Origin of the sequence: Microcella humidisoli, from assembly GCF_024362325.1 — a bacterium.
GTDB lineage: Bacteria > Actinomycetota > Actinomycetes > Actinomycetales > Microbacteriaceae > Microcella > Microcella humidisoli.
The window spans coordinates 1,802,702-1,818,053 of record NZ_CP101497.1 but is presented as its reverse complement, the minus strand read 5'-3'; the positions used below and the strand labels follow the sequence as shown (position 1 = coordinate 1,818,053).

The 15,352-nt window shown below is 70.0% G+C and carries 14 protein-coding genes and 1 tRNA gene; 6 read left to right on the top strand and 9 right to left on the bottom strand.

The genetic code is table 11. The annotated features are described in order from the left end of the window. Positions 1 to 90: 90 nt before the first annotated feature. Entirely contained in the window at positions 91 to 738 is a 648-nt protein-coding gene (locus NNL39_RS08775; protein WP_255158911.1) for a TetR/AcrR family transcriptional regulator, read from the top strand. Positions 739 to 767: 29 nt separating this feature from the next. On the opposite strand, the gene NNL39_RS08770 is transcribed toward NNL39_RS08775, so the two are convergent. Then, a complete protein-coding gene (locus NNL39_RS08770) occupies positions 768 to 1,157 on the bottom strand; it encodes a response regulator (protein ID WP_255158910.1) in 390 nt (129 codons plus the stop codon). 74 nt (positions 1,158 to 1,231) lie between these two features. Here NNL39_RS08770 and NNL39_RS08765 point away from each other — a divergent pair, with 74 nt between their 5' ends. Beyond that, positions 1,232 to 2,485: an aminotransferase class I/II-fold pyridoxal phosphate-dependent enzyme gene (locus tag NNL39_RS08765; protein WP_407665107.1), complete on the top strand. Its 1,254-nt coding sequence runs from the start codon at positions 1,232 to 1,234 to the stop codon at positions 2,483 to 2,485. Here the strand turns inward: NNL39_RS08765 and NNL39_RS08760 are convergent. Both NNL39_RS08760 and NNL39_RS08755 read right to left on the bottom strand, forming a co-directional pair. After that, positions 2,482 to 3,297 carry a carbon-nitrogen hydrolase family protein gene (locus tag NNL39_RS08760; RefSeq protein WP_322972906.1) on the bottom strand — a complete coding sequence of 272 codons (816 nt, stop codon included), beginning with the start codon at positions 3,295 to 3,297 and terminating at the stop codon, positions 2,482 to 2,484. The genes NNL39_RS08765 and NNL39_RS08760 overlap by 4 nt on opposite strands. Before the next feature lie 66 nt (positions 3,298 to 3,363). Then, positions 3,364 to 3,834, bottom strand: coding sequence for a hypothetical protein (locus tag NNL39_RS08755; RefSeq protein WP_255158908.1), 471 nt, complete (start codon positions 3,832 to 3,834; stop codon positions 3,364 to 3,366). Between the two features lie 151 nt (positions 3,835 to 3,985). On the opposite strand from NNL39_RS08755, the gene NNL39_RS08750 reads away from it, so the two are divergent. Both NNL39_RS08750 and NNL39_RS08745 read left to right on the top strand, forming a co-directional pair. Then, positions 3,986 to 4,462 (top strand): DoxX family protein, encoded by a 477-nt coding sequence (locus tag NNL39_RS08750; RefSeq protein ID WP_255158907.1) that lies wholly within the window; start codon positions 3,986 to 3,988, stop codon positions 4,460 to 4,462. Continuing rightward, positions 4,459 to 5,352, top strand: coding sequence for a ribokinase (locus NNL39_RS08745; protein ID WP_255158906.1), 894 nt, complete (start codon positions 4,459 to 4,461; stop codon positions 5,350 to 5,352). The genes NNL39_RS08750 and NNL39_RS08745 overlap by 4 nt, the downstream gene beginning before the upstream one ends. Here NNL39_RS08745 and NNL39_RS08740 read toward each other — a convergent pair. Continuing rightward, positions 5,349 to 5,969: a DUF998 domain-containing protein gene (locus NNL39_RS08740; RefSeq protein ID WP_255158905.1), complete on the bottom strand. Its 621-nt coding sequence runs from the start codon at positions 5,967 to 5,969 to the stop codon at positions 5,349 to 5,351. The genes NNL39_RS08745 and NNL39_RS08740 overlap by 4 nt on opposite strands. Positions 5,970 to 6,006: 37 nt before the next feature. Between NNL39_RS08740 and heR the strand changes: the two genes are divergently transcribed. Further along, positions 6,007 to 6,846 (top strand): heliorhodopsin HeR, encoded by an 840-nt coding sequence (heR, locus tag NNL39_RS08735; RefSeq protein WP_255158904.1) that lies wholly within the window; start codon positions 6,007 to 6,009, stop codon positions 6,844 to 6,846. Positions 6,847 to 7,138: 292 nt separating this feature from the next. Here heR and NNL39_RS08730 read toward each other — a convergent pair. From NNL39_RS08730 to NNL39_RS08710, 5 genes are all read right to left on the bottom strand, one after another. Continuing rightward, positions 7,139 to 7,215 (bottom strand) — tRNA-Met (locus NNL39_RS08730). A gap of 77 nt (positions 7,216 to 7,292) precedes the next feature. Next, on the bottom strand, positions 7,293 to 8,678 hold the full coding sequence (locus NNL39_RS08725; RefSeq protein ID WP_255158903.1) for a GAF domain-containing protein: 1,386 nt from the start codon (positions 8,676 to 8,678) through the stop codon (positions 7,293 to 7,295). Positions 8,679 to 8,804: 126 nt separating this feature from the next. Next, positions 8,805 to 9,689 carry a class I SAM-dependent methyltransferase gene (locus NNL39_RS08720; protein WP_255158902.1) on the bottom strand — a complete coding sequence of 295 codons (885 nt, stop codon included), beginning with the start codon at positions 9,687 to 9,689 and terminating at the stop codon, positions 8,805 to 8,807. A gap of 4 nt (positions 9,690 to 9,693) precedes the next feature. Beyond that, on the bottom strand, positions 9,694 to 12,588 hold the full coding sequence (locus NNL39_RS08715; protein ID WP_255158901.1) for a UPF0182 family membrane protein: 2,895 nt from the start codon (positions 12,586 to 12,588) through the stop codon (positions 9,694 to 9,696). 86 nt (positions 12,589 to 12,674) lie between these two features. Further along, positions 12,675 to 13,814: a YlbL family protein gene (locus tag NNL39_RS08710; protein ID WP_255158900.1), complete on the bottom strand. Its 1,140-nt coding sequence runs from the start codon at positions 13,812 to 13,814 to the stop codon at positions 12,675 to 12,677. 133 nt (positions 13,815 to 13,947) lie between these two features. On the opposite strand from NNL39_RS08710, the gene NNL39_RS08705 reads away from it, so the two are divergent. After that, positions 13,948 to 15,351: a zinc-dependent metalloprotease gene (locus tag NNL39_RS08705; RefSeq protein WP_255158899.1), complete on the top strand. Its 1,404-nt coding sequence runs from the start codon at positions 13,948 to 13,950 to the stop codon at positions 15,349 to 15,351. Position 15,352 lies beyond the last annotated feature (1 nt).

Sequence of the window (15,352 nt, the reverse complement as noted above, 5' to 3'; positions counted from 1 at the left end):
GGCTAGGCCCCAAAGGGGGTACACAGATTCGTCTGTCCGCCATTTAGAATGAGGGCGAGACCGACAAACCACCGATCCGAGGGCTCTCGAATGACGCAGTCCCCTGTGACCGATGTGACGGCCATCCTCGATGCCGCCGGCGACATCATCATGAACGACGGCTATGCGGCCGTGACGCTCGCCTCCATCGCTTCGCGCTGCGGCGCGACGGTCGACGAGGTCAGCGACATGTTTCCGACCGCCAACGACGCCATGGTCGCGATGCTCAATCGCGAGTTCCACGGCATGTACGGGCTCATCGTGCAGAACATCGAGCGCGACCCGCGCGGCGGGCTGCTCTCGCGCATGTACACGTACATTCTCAGCGCCGTCTACGAGCGTCCGCTCGCGAAGACGCTGTTCGTGATCGATCGCGAGGCCCTCAACGCGATCATGCGCAACTCGCACAGCTACGCGTACACCCCCACGATCGGCATTCGCGGCGAGCTCATCGAGAGCCTGCAGGCGGTCGGCATGGTGCGCACTGATCTGGATGCCCGCACGGTGTCGAGCGTGCTCTCGGCCTGCTCGGCCGGCCTCGCCCTGACGGCGCCGCACGACGACCTGGGGCTCATCATCGACGGGCTCGCGACGCTGTTGGCGCGCGGGGTCGACGCCGATGTCGAGGACACGTCGCCGGGCAAGGTCGTGTTCTACGACTGGGCGACGAAGCTCGCCGTGCCGCGCGAGGGCGACTGAGCAGGCGACGGCGCCCCGTCTCGCTGCGGTCAGGCCGCGACGCCCCCGCTGACGACAGTGGCGACAACGGCGAGAACGGTCGAACGCGAGTACGGCTTCTCGAGGAACCCGCGGATGCGGTTGGCCGTCGAGGGCGGAATCGTGTCGCGCCGATGCAGTCCGCTCGCGAGGATGATCGGCAGGGTCGGGTGCGAGGCCTCCAGCCGGTCGACGAGGGCGAGCCCATCCATGCGCGGCATCGTGATGTCGCTCAGCACGGCCGAGACGCGCTGCGGTGCGTTCTCGAGAATGGCGAACGCCTCGACCCCGTTCGCGGCTTCGAGCACCGTGTAGTCGGCGGCTTCGAGGGTGTGGCGCAGGATGACGCGCAGAATCGGCTCGTCGTCGACGATGAGCACAACATCTCGTTGGGGCGCCACCACACCGTCAGTCTTGCGGATGCGGCGACGCCTGCCCAGAGCCTGCTCGGCGCGGTGTTCGCACATCGAACATCATGCGTTCGCATTCATTTTTCGGTCCCCGCTACGCTGACCCCGTGAGCATCGATGCCCCGTGGATGCGCGCCTCGCGCGCGGCAGGCCTGATCGGTTCTGACGGCACCGCGCGGCCCACGATCTTCGCCGAGATGTCGGCGCTCGCCCTCGAGCACGACGCCGTCAACCTCGGCCAGGGATTCCCCGACGACGACGGACCCGCCCCGGTGCTCGAGGCCGCGGTGGAGGCGATCCGCGCCGGTGTGAACCAGTACCCGCCGGGGCGCGGCGTGGCCGAACTGCGCCAGGCGATCGCCGAGCACCAGCAGCGCTTCTACGGCCTGAGCGTCGACCCCGCGAGGGAGGTGCTCGTGACGGCGGGCGCGACCGAGGCGATCGCTGCGAGCCTGCTCGCGCTCGCGGGCCCAGGCGATGACGTCGTGACAGTCGAGCCCTACTACGACGCCTACGCCGCCGTCATCGGGCTGAGCGGGGCCCGGCACATCACCATCCCGCTCTCCGAGCCGGGCTTCCAGCCGAGCCCCGACGCGATCGACGCCGCGATCACGAACCGCACGGCCGTGATCGTGCTCAACTCTCCACACAACCCGACCGGCTCGATCCTCGCCCCCGAGCACGTCGAGCGCATCGTCGCGGCGGCCGCTCGCCACGACGCCGTCATCGTGAGTGATGAGGTCTACGAGCATCTCGTCTTCGACGGCGCGCGTCATCGACCCACGGCCTCGTACGCCGGGGCGGCGGAGCGCACACTGACCGTGTCGAGCGCCGCCAAGACGTTCAACGTCACGGGCTGGAAGATCGGCTGGGTGACCGGTCCCGCCGAACTCGTCGACGCCGTCCTGGGCGTCAAGCAGTGGCTCACCTACGTCAACGGCGCCCCCTTCCAGGGCGCGGTCGCCCGCGGGCTGCAGCTCGACGACGGCTTCTACGACGGCCTGCGCGCCACCCTGCAGCGCCGTCGCGACCTGCTCGCAACCGGGCTCGTCGACGCCGGCTTCACGATCGCGCCGACCGCCGGCTCGTACTTCATCGTCGCCGATGGGTCGCCCCTCGGGCTCACGGATGCGGCGGCGAGCGCCCGAGCCCTCGCCGTCGATCCCGGCGTCGTCGCGATCCCGCTGAGTGCCTTCGGGCTAGCGGACGCCGCGGGCGGCGCATCGGTCGTCAGCGCGAGCGCGCTGCGCTTCGCCTTCTGCAAGCCCGACCACGTCATCGCCGAGGGCGTGCGCCGCCTGCAGAGCCTGCGCCGCTAGAGGGGCACGACCCCGAACCGGCGCAACCGCAGGGCGGGATTGAGGCGGCGCACCTCGTCGAGGTGATCGCGCGAGACCGGGGCGACCACCGCATCCGTCGCCGTCTCGATCGAGGCGAGCAGCTCGCCGCGCGCGTCGACGATCATGCTGTGCCCGACTCCGACGGGCGGGATGTGGTCGGCGGCCGCGACGTAGACCGTGTTCTCGATGGCGCGTGCGGTCACGAGCGTGGTCAAGGCGTGCACCTTGCCGGGGCCGGCGACCCACTCGCTCGGCACGAGCACGAGCTCGGCTCCCGCGTCGACGAGGCGGCGCGTCACTTCGGGGAACCGCAGGTCGTAGCAGGTCTGGATGCCCACGCGCAGCCCGATCGCATCGAACAGTTGCGGCGGCTCGATCGCGCCGGGCTCGGCCCAGGCCGACTCGGTCGCGCCGAAGGCGTCGTAGAGGTGCAGCTTGCGCGAGACGGCGAGCAGCGCACCGCCGGGCGCGACGGCGACGACCGTGTTGCGGAAGCGGTCGTCGCGCGTGCCCGACTCGATGAGCCCGGCGACGATGATCGCGCCCGTCTCGCTCGCGAGATCGCCGAGGCCCTCGACGAAGGAGCCGTCGAGCGGTTCGGCGGCGGCGAGCCAGTCGGGGCCCATGACGGGCGAGAAGTAGGACGAGTACTCGGGGAAGACGACGAGCCCCGCCCCCTGCTCGACCGCATGCATCGCCAGGCTGCGCATCGCGGCGAGGTTGGCGTCGCGGTCGGCAACAGGGCCGAACTGGGCGACGGCCACGACAGCGCTGACGGATGCGGTGCTCACGATTCCCAGCCTATGCGTCGAGGTTTCGTGGCTGTTCATTCCTTCGTCGCCAGGCAATCTGGACCGTCAGTTCTCCCTGATTAGCGTGATGAGGTCTTGGGCGGTCCTGTCTGGCGGCAACACGACGTGAACAGTGGCGTCGGTCAACGGTTCAATCACACGCGCGGCAGTGAGTATCTCGTCACCAATCGCTATGACCAAACGAGCGGTGTCTGCGGCTTCGGCGGCCTGCTCGGTGAGGGTGCGCAAGACCTCCGCACCGTCGGCATTGAGCGTTAAGGCGATGGCGTTCTGTCCATCGATAGCTACGGCATCGTCGACACCCGCTCGCTCAAAGGCAGAAGGAAACACCACGCTCTCTCCGTTGACCGAAATGCACTGCGGATCAGACTCGTCACTACAGGTCTCTGACACTGCTAGCTCGATCGCTCCTCCGGCAGTCGGTCGCAGTTGGTCTTCGCCAGTGGTCGTCGAGCACGCGCTCAGCGCAACGCAGATCACGCCCAGGAGAGACAATATGTTCGTTCGAGAGGTCATCACGATGCCTTTCCATGAGGCGGGGGACGAGCTGAGAGCGCGGCGACCGGGAAACACGGCTTGAGAATTGCGCACCTTTTGACACGTCACGCTAGTCGATCTCGCGCGTAGCTACCAGGACCGCATTCGCCCCGCGCGGCATACTCGCCGTATGACAACCGACACGCGCGCTCGCGGAACGAGTTGGCCGCAGCGGATCGCCCGCTGGCTGCTCGGCGCGGCCCTGGTCTTCGCGGGCACCGGCCACCTCACCTTCGGGCGCGAGGAGTTCCTGGCCCAGGTGCCGCCATGGCTGCCGATCGAGCCCGACCTCATCGTGCTCGGTTCGGGCGTCGCTGAGATCGCGCTCGGGATCGCGCTCCTCCTGGCGCGCGGGCGCTGGCGGGTGTGGACCGGGTGGGCCACGGCCCTGTTCTTCCTCGCGATCTTCCCCGGCAACATCGCGCAGTTCACCGAGGGCCGCGACGGCTTCGGCCTCGACACCGACCTCGCGCGGGGCATCCGGCTGCTGTTCCAACCGGTTCTCGTGGTGTGGGCGCTGTGGTCGACGGGCGCCTGGCGGGCGTGGCGCGAGCACCGGGCCGCACGCTCCGCTGTCGGCGAGCGCTCTGCCACGATGGAGCCATGACCGCCTCGCTCATCGTTCTCGGCTCGGCCAACACCGACTACACCGTGCTGGTCGACCGGCACCCCCTGCCGGGCGAGACGCTGCTCGGCGACGAGCTCGTGATCGCGACCGGCGGCAAGGGCGCGAACCAGGCGCTCGCGGCCGCCCGGTCGGGAGCGATGCCGGTGTTCCTCGGGGCAGTGGGCGATGACGGCAACGGCCGCCAGATGCTCGACGCCCTCGGCGCTGGCGGCGTCGATGTCTCGAGCGTCGCGGTCGTCGACGACGCCCCCACGGGCATCGCGCTCATCACCGTGTCACGCGACGGCGAGAACACGATCGTCGTGGCGGCCGGGGCCAACGCCCGCGTGAACGCGCACGAGGTCGAAGCGGGCATCCGCGCGATCGCCGGGCGCAGAACGGTGCTGCTGGCCCAGCTCGAGATCCCCCTCGCGGCGGTTCTCACGGCCGCCGAGACGATCGACGAGCTCGGGGGGCGAACGGTGCTCAACCTCTCCCCCAGCCGTGAGGTTCCGGATGCTCTGCTCGCGCTCTGCGATCCGCTCATCGTCAACGAGGCCGAGGCGCACGACCTGACCGGCCTCACGATCGGCACGCCCGACGAGGCCGCCGCAGCGGCCGGGGCGTTGCTCGATCGCTGCCGCAGCGTCGTCATCACGCTCGGCGGCGACGGCGCGGTCTTCGCCGCGCCGGGCGCGAGCGGCCATCTGCCGGCGCCGCGCGTCACCGTGGTCGACACGACGGGGGCCGGAGACGCCTTCGCGGGCGCGGTCGCGGCGGAGCTCGCGGAGAGCGGCGCGAGCGCCGAACTGCGCACGGCCGTCGAGCGGGGCGTCGCCGCGGGTGCCGCGGCCGTGCAGTGGCTCGGCGCCCAGCCCCCGCGCGACTAGGGCTGCGGCACCCGCGCGCGGCGCTGCCGCAGGGCGAGCGCCGCGACGATGACGAGCGGCCAGAGCGACTCAAGGTTCGCGGCCGCGCGCTCGCTCACGCCGAGCAGGGAATTGTCGGGCGAGGTCCACACGCTCAAGAACCACAGGCACAGCCCGCCGAGCAGGAGGGTGCCGAGCACGGCGCCGCCGGGGCGGATGAGCCAGGGGTAGTCGCGCGAGCTCCGCATGCCCAGAACGGGCCACACAGCGAGCAGCACGAACCCCGCCAGCGCCGCGAGCGTGTGCGCCGTCGAGCTCGAGGCGATCGTCGGCAGGGGGAAGGCCGCGACCCCGATCGTCGCAAGCCCGGCGAGCCCGAGCGCGATGCGACCGGGGCGCCCGATGCCGACCGCGTACACGCTCGTGACGAGGTGGCTGACGCCGGTGAGGGCGAACATGATCGTCATGAACACCCGCGTGGGGGCATCCCCCGCCGCCAGCTCGCTGATGGTCTGCGTGACCGGGTCAAACCCGGGCCAGAGCGCCTCGGCCACGAGCGTGCCACCGATGAAGAAGACGGGTGCGAGGGCCGCCGAGACGATCGCGGGCCGGCGGACGAGACGAGGGGGGCTCTGCACCCCATCACCGTAGCCCCGCGGTGCTAGCGTCAACGCCATGCGCGACGGAGCGCATCCCCCGAAGGAGCCCTACATGGCCAAGAAGATCTACACCCCCGAGCAGCAGATCGATCGCCTGCGCGTCTACAACATCGTCGCGGGCAGCCTGCACCTCGTGCAGGCCATCGGCTTCGCGGTCGTGCTGTCGATGCTCAGCACCCAGGTGCTGTTCGCTGTCACCGCCGACTACCTCTCCGGCCCTCCCGGCGTGCCGATCCCGCCCGAGCGCGTCACGCTCTTCGAGGTCAACATCGGCATCGGCGTCGTCGCCTTCCTCGCCCTCAGCGCGTTCTTCCACTTCCTGATCTCGAGCCCGTGGTTCTTCGGCCGCTACAAGAACGGCCTGCTGCAGAACCGCAACTACTTCCGCTGGACGGAGTACTCGCTGAGCTCGTCGATCATGATCTGGCTCATTCTTGCGATCAACGGCGTCACCGACATCGCCGCGCTGTTCTCGATCTTCGCGGTCAACGCCGCGATGATCCTGTTCGGCGCCCTGCAGGAGAAGTACGAGCAGCCGGGCTCGGGCGGCCTGCTGCCGTTCATCTTCGGCTCGATGGTCGGCATCGTGCCCTGGATCCTGATCCTCATCTACTTCCTGCGCCCCGGCAGCGAGAGCGAAGCGGCGCCGCCCGAGTTCGTCGTCGGCATCGTCATCTCGCTCTTCGTGTTCTTCAACACCTTCGCCATCAACCAGTGGCTGCAGTACAAGCAGGTCGGCAAGTGGAAGAGCTACCTGCAGGGCGAGCGCAGCTACATCACGCTGAGCCTCGTCGCGAAGACCGCGCTCGCGTGGCAGGTGTTCTCGGGCGCCATCATCCCGGCGCTCACCAGCTGATCCGCGGCCCACTGGCGATCGGCACCGGCTCCTCAAAGGGGGAGTCGGTGCCCTGAGCCAACCCGAATGGCTCGGGGCACCGACGGTGCCGGGCGGCGTGCAGTCACGAACCTGAAGGGGGGCGATCGCACGCCGGGGCGGGTCCCCAAACCCGGCAGGTCCATGCTCTCGGGATGCGCGGGGCCGTGCAATCCAGCCCGCCGCGCGCGGTTCGCATATCGAACATGCCCCCGGCATGCGAGAAGGCCCGGTCGAAAACGACCGGGCCTTCTCGGGCCGCGACTCGCGGCACTGGTTGCGGGGGCAGGATTTGAACCTACGACCTCTGGGTTATGAGCCCAGCGAGCTACCGAGCTGCTCCACCCCGCGGCGTGCTTCCAGGGTAGCAGTCAGCGCTGGCCGGGTCGAATCGACCCCGGGCCTCGGCCCGATGCACCGGCGACGCCTCAGCCGACAGCGGCGACGAGCGTGGCGGGGCGATACCGCGGAACGGCAGCCACCTGCACTCTCGCGTTGCCCGGCAGCGTCTCGACGCGCCCGCCCACGTCGACGTGCTCGGGCAGCACCCGCGAGTGCGGCGGCTCCTCGCCGCGCGCGGTGCGCTGAGCGCGCTCGACACTCGCCCAGACGATGCGCTGCACCTTCTCGGCGAGGCTCCGCAGCATGCTCAGGTCGGCATCCGTCGTGACGTTGCGCGGCTTGGTGTCGACGACGCAGAGCGCGCCGATGCGGCGCCCTTGGGGGTCTTCGATCGGCACACCCACGTAGTAGCGCACCTGGGCCGCGCCCGTCACGAGAGGATTGCGGGCGAAACGGGGGTCGTGCGTCGCATCGGGCACGACCATGCCGTCATCGGTGCGCACCGCGACTGCGCAGAACGACTGCTCGATGGGCAGCGACTCGAGATCGATGCCGAACCGCGAGACGTGCCACTGCGTGTCGGGGCCGAGCACCGTCACGAGCGCAGTCGGGGTATGGAAGGCCGCGGCGGCGATCGTGACGATGCGCTCGAGGCTCGTCGCGTCGTCGCTCAGCAGTTCGGCGATGCGGTCGGCATCGTCGACGCCCGTCGTCATGCGCTCAGCGATCTCGGCGGTGCGATCGAGGTCTCCCGCAAGCTCATCGAGGTGCTCCACGAGCTCGGCGGCGAGCTGCGCCGCCCAGAACTCGTACCCCTCGGGGGTGAAGCGGCCGAGGGCGTCGCAGGCCCCGCCGGCGGGTGCGGGCAACAGGGTCGTGCGGACCGTGGGGTGCTGCTCGACGATCTCGTCGGTCACGCGGTTCAGCACGAGCGAGAGCCGGTCGACCGAGCGAGCGGCCACGCCCGTGAAGGTCGGCAGCAGCCGCAGGGGGATGATGCCCACCATGAGCAGCGTCGTGCCGCCGCGCGCACGCGAGCTCCACAGGTCGAGAGCCCGCGCGATCCGCCGTCGCCACTCGAGCGGGGTCGTGAAGTGCAGCGCGTCGTTCGTGCCCACCGTCGTGACGACGGCGTCGTAGCGGTCGAGGCGCGTGCCCACGAGCACGCCCGCGAGGTTGGCCGCGGTCATCTGCGGGTCGGCGATCACGTCGACGATCGCTCCGCGGCCCGTCGTGGCCCGGAGTGCACGAGCGAGTGCGCCGGGAAGAGCCAGGTCGTGCGAAGCGACCCCCCAGCCCACCGCCGGGCCCGATCCGATGAGCAGGATGCGGTCGGCCGACGGTCCGTCGGCGACCGCGCGCGGCAGCCCGCTCGGTCGCGGCATCGACGACAGTTCGTCGTCGCGCCACGCGGCCCAGGCCGACATGAAAGGACGAGCGATGTGCAGTGCAGCGGCAGTCAGAGCCGACACGAGGCTTCCTTCCAAGCCCCCCTTCGCGCACCAGGCTAGGGGCGCCCGGCGTGCGGGGTCATCCCCAGAGCGGGGAACTCCCGAATGAGGGACAGAACGAGCGGTACACCCCTGATGACGGCGGGCTCACTCGGCGCGACGAGTGGCCCCGAGGCTCATGCCGAGCGGCAGCCAGGCCGTGCCGGGCCACGCCCACAGACCGTCGCCGCGCGGCTCGAGCACCGAGAACATCTGCCACGGCACGGCGTCGTGCTCGTGCACGAAGTCGAGAGCGAGGCCCGCATCGACGAGCGCCGTGAGCGTCTGGCCGAGCGGATGCATCCACTCGACGGTGCGCGAGTGCTCGAGCTCCGCATCCGGATCGGCGTAATCGCCCGCCTCGTCGAGATCGAGGGGGCGCGCCTCGAAGTAGGAGAAGCGCGGCGTCGGGAACGCGGCAGGGCCGCCGTCGAGCAGCGCCGTCGGAGCCCCGGGCTGGGGGTCGTCGAACACGAATGCGCTGGGATGCCCGTCGGCGAAATAGAACCGACCGCCGGGCTTGAGGAACCAGGAGACGATGCGCGCCCACTCGACGATGTCGGGCAGCCAGCCGATGGTGCCCCACGTCGTGTAGACGACGTCGAATCCCTCGGGCTCGGGCAGGGCGTGCCGGGCATCGTAGAGGTCGGCGCACACGAATCGGCTGCGGTCGTCCAGGCCGAGCTCGGTGGCGAGGGCTCGCGCCTGCTTCACGGCCGGCATCGAGAAGTCGAGCCCCACGACCTCGGCCCCGCGCTGGGCGAGCACGAGCGTGTCGGCCCCGAAGTGGCACTGCAGGTGCAGGACCCGCAGCCCCGCCCAGCCGTTCGGCGCGATGCGCGGCAGCTCGGCTTCCTCGACGGGATACAGGCGCCCCTCCCCCGCCCGCAACGGTGCGAGGTCGTAGAACTCGCTCGCGACGTGCACGGGCACCGTCGAATCCCAGTGGGCCCGGTTGAGCCGGGCCCACTCGGGAGTCTCGGACTGCCCCATCGCGCTAGTCGCTCAGCGCGAGTGCGCGCTCGATCGCCTCCTGCAGGCGCTCATCGGCCTCAGCCGCGCCGACGAGGTCGTTGGCCGCGTAGGCCGCCTCGCGATCGAGCAGCGCCTGACGGGCATCCTGCAGGGCCTGCGCGAGCTCGGCCGAGATCTCGACGCCCGTGCCGGGGTCGGTCGGGTCGGTCGGCTCCGTCGGGTCGGTCGGGTCGGTCGGATCCGTGGGATCGACCGGATCGACGTCGCCGTCGCCCGCCGCAGCACCCGAGTCGCCGCCGAACAGCGAGTCGAGCGCTTCGTCGAGCGTGTCTTCGAAGGCGATCGAGTCGCCGAAGGCCACGAGCACCTTGCGCAGCAGCGGGAAGCTCGTCTCACCCGTCGACTGCACGTAGACAGGCTGCACGTAGAGGAAGCCGCCGCCGATCGGCAGGGTCAGCAGATTGCCGCGCAGCACCTCGGTCTCACCGCGCTGCAGCAGGGCCAGGTCATTCGCCACGATCGGGTCGGAGTTGAACTGGTTCTGCACCTGGCCCGGGCCGGGAATCGTCTGCGAGGGCAGCGTGAGCAGCGTGAGCTTGCCGTAGTCCTCACCGGGGTCGGCGTTCGCCGCGAGATAGCCCGTGAGCACGTTGCGCTCGTTCTCGCTCGCGGTACGCGGAATGAAGGTGGAGTACAGCGTGAAGCCCGGCGCATCCGCCCCCGGCACCTGCATCGTCAGGTAGTAGGGCGGCTGCAGGGTCGGGGCCGCGGCGAGCGACGTCGGGTCGTTCGGCGTGCGCCACTCGTCATCGGTCGAGAAGAACGAACCCGGATCGGTCACGTGGTACGCGCCGAGGATGTTGCGCTGAACCTTGAAGAGGTCAGCCGGGTAGCGCACGTGCGACAGCAGCGCCTCGCTCATCTCGTCTGCGTCGACGAGGGTGTTCGGGAACACCTTCTGCCACGTCTGCAGGATCGGGTCCTCGGTGTCCCACGCGTAGAGCGTGACGGAGCCGTCGTACGCGTCGACCGTCGCCTTGACCGAGTTGCGGATGTAGTTGATCTGGTCGAGCGGGAAGGCGGGAGCCGGCGTGTAGGTGTCGGCGATCGCCTCGCTGAGCGCCACGGTCGTCGAGTAGGGGTAGCTCGCCGAGGTCGTGTAGCCATCGACGATCCAGACGATGCGGCCGTCGACGATCGCCGGATACGGGTCGGAGTCAAGCGTCAGGTACGGCGCCGCCTTCTGCACGCGCTCGACCGGGTTGCGCTCGTAGAGGATCTGCGAGTCGTCGGTGACGGCCTCCGAGAGGAAGATCTGCTCCGACTGAAACTTGATCGAGTAGAGCAGCCGCTTGAACACGTTGTCGAGCGTCGGTCCGCCGTCACCCGTGAAGGTGTAGGTGGCGTTGCCGGCCTGATCCTCGTTGCCCTCCGAGGGGAAGTCGAGCTCGAGGTTGTCACCGCCGCCGACGATCGAGTAGGTCGGCGAGAACTCGCCGAAGTACACGCGCGGCTCGTACTCGCCCAGCTCGCTCGTGAGCGAACCGCTCGCGGGAATCCCGCCCTCGAGGAACTGCGGGCGGCCGTCGTCGGTGCGCTGGTTGCCGTAGGCGGCCACCACGCCGTAGCCGTGGGTGAAGACGATCGTGTTGTTGTACCAGTTCTGCGACGTCTGGCCGTCGGGGTTGAGCTCGCGCAGCGAGATGACGGTGTCTTGCGTGCGACCGTCGATCTCGTAGCGGTCGACGTCGAGGAACTCGGGGAACTGGTAGTACTGCCGGAACTGCTCGAGCTGGGCGAAGGCCTCGGTCACGAGCGCCGGGTCGATGATGCGGATGTTCGCCGTGGTCTCGGCGTCCTCCCGCAGCGCGCCCTGCTCGGCGTCGGTGACGGCGTCGTACGAGATCTCTTCGATGCCCGACACGTTGTAGGCGTCGCGCGTGGCCTCGATGTTGCGCTCGATGAACGGCGCCTCGAACTCACGCGCGTTGGGCTCGACCTGGAACCGCTGCACGATCCACGGGTAGACGCTGCCGATGAGCAGACCGCTGACGAGGAGCAGCGCCGTGCCGACGATCGGCAGGCGCCAGCGCCCGATGACGGCCGTGATGACGAAGAGCGCGGCGACGAGCAGCGCGATGCCGGCGAGAATGCCGCGGCTCGGAATGGTCGAGTTCACCTCGGTGAAGCCGGCACCGATGGCGAGGAAGCCGTCGCTCGGCTGGATGACGGTCGCGTACTGGTCGAACCAGATGCTGACGCCCTGCAGGGCGATGTAGATCGCGGCCGTGAGAGCGAGCTGGATGCGGGCGGTGCGCGAGATGCGGATCTCGCGACCGTTGACGCTGATGGCTCCGTACAGGTAGCTCGTGGCCACGGCGGCGATGCCGGCGAGCAGCACGACGGCGGATGCGAACGCGATGACGCCGCGCCAGAACGGCAGCTCGTAGACGAAGAACGAGATGTCGAGCCCGAACTGCGGGTCGACCTGGCCGAACGGCGTGCGGTTCCACCACTGCAGCACCATCTGCCACTGGCCCGCGGCCGTGACGCCCGCGAAGAGGCCGAGCACGGCGGGGATGCCGAGCATGGCGACGCGGCGCAGGGGCTCGACGACCTCCTGGTAGCGATCGAGCTGCGAGTTGAGCTTGGCGTACACCGGCCGCGCGCGGTACGCGATCTGCAGGCTCGCCCACACGGGCAGGAACATGCCGACGAACCCGACGAGGAACATGCCGCCGGTCGCGAACCACTGCGTCGTCAGAACGTTGAGGAACCCGAGCTGGTCGAACCAGAGGATGTCGGTGTACACGTTCGCGAAGACGAAGAACAGCACGACCAGCGCGCCGACGATGGCGGCACTGATCGCGAGAGTCGCGCGGGAACGGTTGGCGGGCGGCGTTGCGGTGGACGTCACGAGGCTGCTCCCAGAGTCGGCGGGCGTACCGCTTCAGACTACTGGCGCGAGTCTTGGAAGTGGCCGGGGTGGGGGGATGTTCGCCGCTAGCGTTCGCAGCGCGCGAGCTCGTCGATTCCCTCGTCGTCGGCGATCGCCTGCAGAACCCCGATGGCGTCGTTGAGCGTCGCCACCGCGAACACCTCGAGGTCTCCCGGCACATTGCCGACGACCTCACCGCAGTTCTCGATCGGGGCGAGGAACCAGTCGGCGCCCGCGCCGACCGCGCCATGCATCTTCTGCACGATGCCGCCGATCGGGCCGACCGTGCCATCGGCGCCGATCGTGCCGGTGCCGGCCACCTCCGCACCGCCCGCGAGCGAGTCGGGGGTGAGCTTGTCGATGATGCCGAGCGCGAACATCATGCCCGCGCTCGGGCCGCCGACGTTCTCGAGCTCGATGTTCACATCGAAGGGGAACACGTACTCGCCCGCGATGAGCACGCCGATCACGGGGACGGGCTCGTCGCCCTCGCTCAGCACCGGCGTGACCTCGAGGGTGCGCTCCGAGCCCGCGCGCAGGATGTCGATCGACACCGGCTGCGTGATGCCGTTGGCGGCGATCGCGGCGCGCAGCGCCGTGACATCCCGAATGGGCTCGCCCGCGACCGCGGTGATGATGTCGTCGCCGCGCAGGATTCCCTCGGCGGGGCTCTCCTCGAGCGTCTCGACGACGCGCAACTGGCTCTCGTACGGCTCGCCGATGGCACGCAGCGCCGCCGCGACCGCCTCCTGCTGCGAGTTCTCCATGTCGATGCGACTCTGCTCGCGGCGGTCTTCCGTGCTGAGCCCGGGCGGGAACACCGCCTCGACGGGCACGACCGACTGGCTCGGATCGAGCCAGGCTCGGATGACCTCGAACCACGAGGGCGGCTGATCGCGGTTGCCGTAGACGTTGACGGTGAGCAGGCTCAGCGAGCCCTCGGTGTCGTAGGTCGGCTCGGTCGGGATCTCGATGAGCGGCACCTCGTCACCGTCGACCGTCACCGTACCGAGGGTGTCGAACACGGGACCCGGACGCTCGATGACGTAGGGCGAGGGCAGCACGGCCAGCCCGAAGACCCCGAACAGCGTCAGGGCGAGCAGCAGCCAGCCGACGCGGCGGCCGCGCACGCGCGCGTCGGCGACGGCGGGATCGTGCGCGTCGTCGATCGTGCCGCCGCGCTCTTCAGCGGTGAACAGGCTCACCGGGCTCCTCTCGAGGGTGCGCTGCCGAGCCGGTCGGGCCTCGGGCAGGTGTTCGCCCACGGCGCAGAGCCGCGGGCGTCAGCCTAGGCGAAAACCCATCGGCCGCCGAGGCACGCGCACTAGCGTAGGAACCATGGCTGAGGATCCCCTAGGCGGGGCTGACGACGAGTTCCGCGAAATGCTGCGCCGCTTCCTGGCCGGCGAGGGTGATCTCGACCCGGCCAAGCTTGCGGGCGCCGCGGGGCTGCCGACCGATCCGCTCATGGTGGCGCGCCTCATGGGGCAGCTGCAGAAAGCCATGAACGCGAACGCCGATGGCGTCGACTGGCAGCTCGCGAAAGACGAGTCGGGGCGCATCGCCGCCCAGGGCTCGATTCGCTCGAGCGCTGCCGAGCTCGAGCAGCTGCGCCAGGCGCTCAACGTCGCCGCGCTGTGGCTCGACGAGGCCACCTCGATCACGCAGCTCACCTCCGAGCCGACGCTGCTGACGCGCGCCGACTGGGCGCGCTTGACGCTGCCGGTGTGGACCCAGCTCGCCGAACCCGTGGCGACCTCGATCTCGGATTCACTCACCGAGGTGCTCGACCAGCAGGTGCCCGACGAGCTCAAGAGCATGGTCGCCAACGCCGGCCAGATGATGCGCTCGCTCGGCGGCACCCTCTTCTCGCTGCAGCTCGGGCACGTCGTCGGGCAGCTCGCGGCCGAAGTCGTGTCGGGGGGCGACATCGGAATCCCGCTGCTGCCGGGCCGCGACGACACCGACGTGCAGGCCGCCCTGCTGCCCCAGAACATGACCGACTTCGGTACGGGCCTCGATATCCCGGCCGACCAGGTGCAGCTGTACCTGGCGGTGCGCGAACTGGCCCACGCGCGGCTCTTCCGGCACGCCCGCTGGCTGCGGCAGCACCTCATCAGCGCCATCACCGAGTACGCCCGCGGCATCCGCATCGACACCGACCGCATCGAGTCGCTCGCGGCCGAGTTCGACCCGGCGAACCCCGAGAGCCTGCGCGAGGCGCTCACGAGCGGTGCGCTCATCCCGCCGAAGACCGAGGCGCAGCTCGCGGCGCTCGGCCGGCTCGAGACCACCCTCGCCCTCATCGAGGGCTGGGTCGATGTCGTCACGGCGCAGGCGACGAGCCGCCTTCCGAAGGCGGATGCCGTGGCCGAGACCGTGCGCCGCCGGCGCGCCGCAGGGGGTCCGGCCGAGAGCGCCTTCGCCACGCTCGTCGGACTCGAGCTGCGGCCGCGACGCCTGCGCGAGGCGGCCGAGTTCTGGCAGCGCATCACCGACGCCGTCGGAGCCGATGCGCGCGACGGTCTGTGGGCGCACCCCGATCTGCTGCCCGGCGCCGACGACATCGACGACCCGAGCCGCGTCATCGCGACGCTGCAGGGCGGCGGCACGGTCGAGCCCGACGCGCTCGATCAGGCCCTCAGCGACCTGCTCGCCGACGAGAGCGGCGATCGACCCATCGAGGGCGCGCCGGGCGAAGCGCCCGACGAGCCGAACCGGCCGGACGAGCCGACCGCATAGC

Bases quoted from the DNA above. Each gene is read 5' to 3' on its own strand.
- NNL39_RS08720 (WP_255158902.1), bottom strand. From the start codon at position 9,689: ATGGGGCAGTCCGAGACTCCCGAGTGGGCCCGGCTCAACCGGGCCCAC.
- NNL39_RS08745 (WP_255158906.1), top strand. From the start codon at position 4,459: ATGACCGCCTCGCTCATCGTTCTCGGCTCGGCCAACACCGACTACACC.
- NNL39_RS08765 (WP_407665107.1), top strand. From the start codon at position 1,232: ATGCGTTCGCATTCATTTTTCGGTCCCCGCTACGCTGACCCCGTGAGC.
- NNL39_RS08705 (WP_255158899.1), top strand. From the start codon at position 13,948: ATGGCTGAGGATCCCCTAGGCGGGGCTGACGACGAGTTCCGCGAAATG.
- NNL39_RS08775 (WP_255158911.1), top strand. From the start codon at position 91: ATGACGCAGTCCCCTGTGACCGATGTGACGGCCATCCTCGATGCCGCC.
- NNL39_RS08750 (WP_255158907.1), top strand. From the start codon at position 3,986: ATGACAACCGACACGCGCGCTCGCGGAACGAGTTGGCCGCAGCGGATC.
- NNL39_RS08755 (WP_255158908.1), bottom strand. From the start codon at position 3,834: ATGACCTCTCGAACGAACATATTGTCTCTCCTGGGCGTGATCTGCGTT.
- heR (WP_255158904.1), top strand. From the start codon at position 6,007: ATGCGCGACGGAGCGCATCCCCCGAAGGAGCCCTACATGGCCAAGAAG.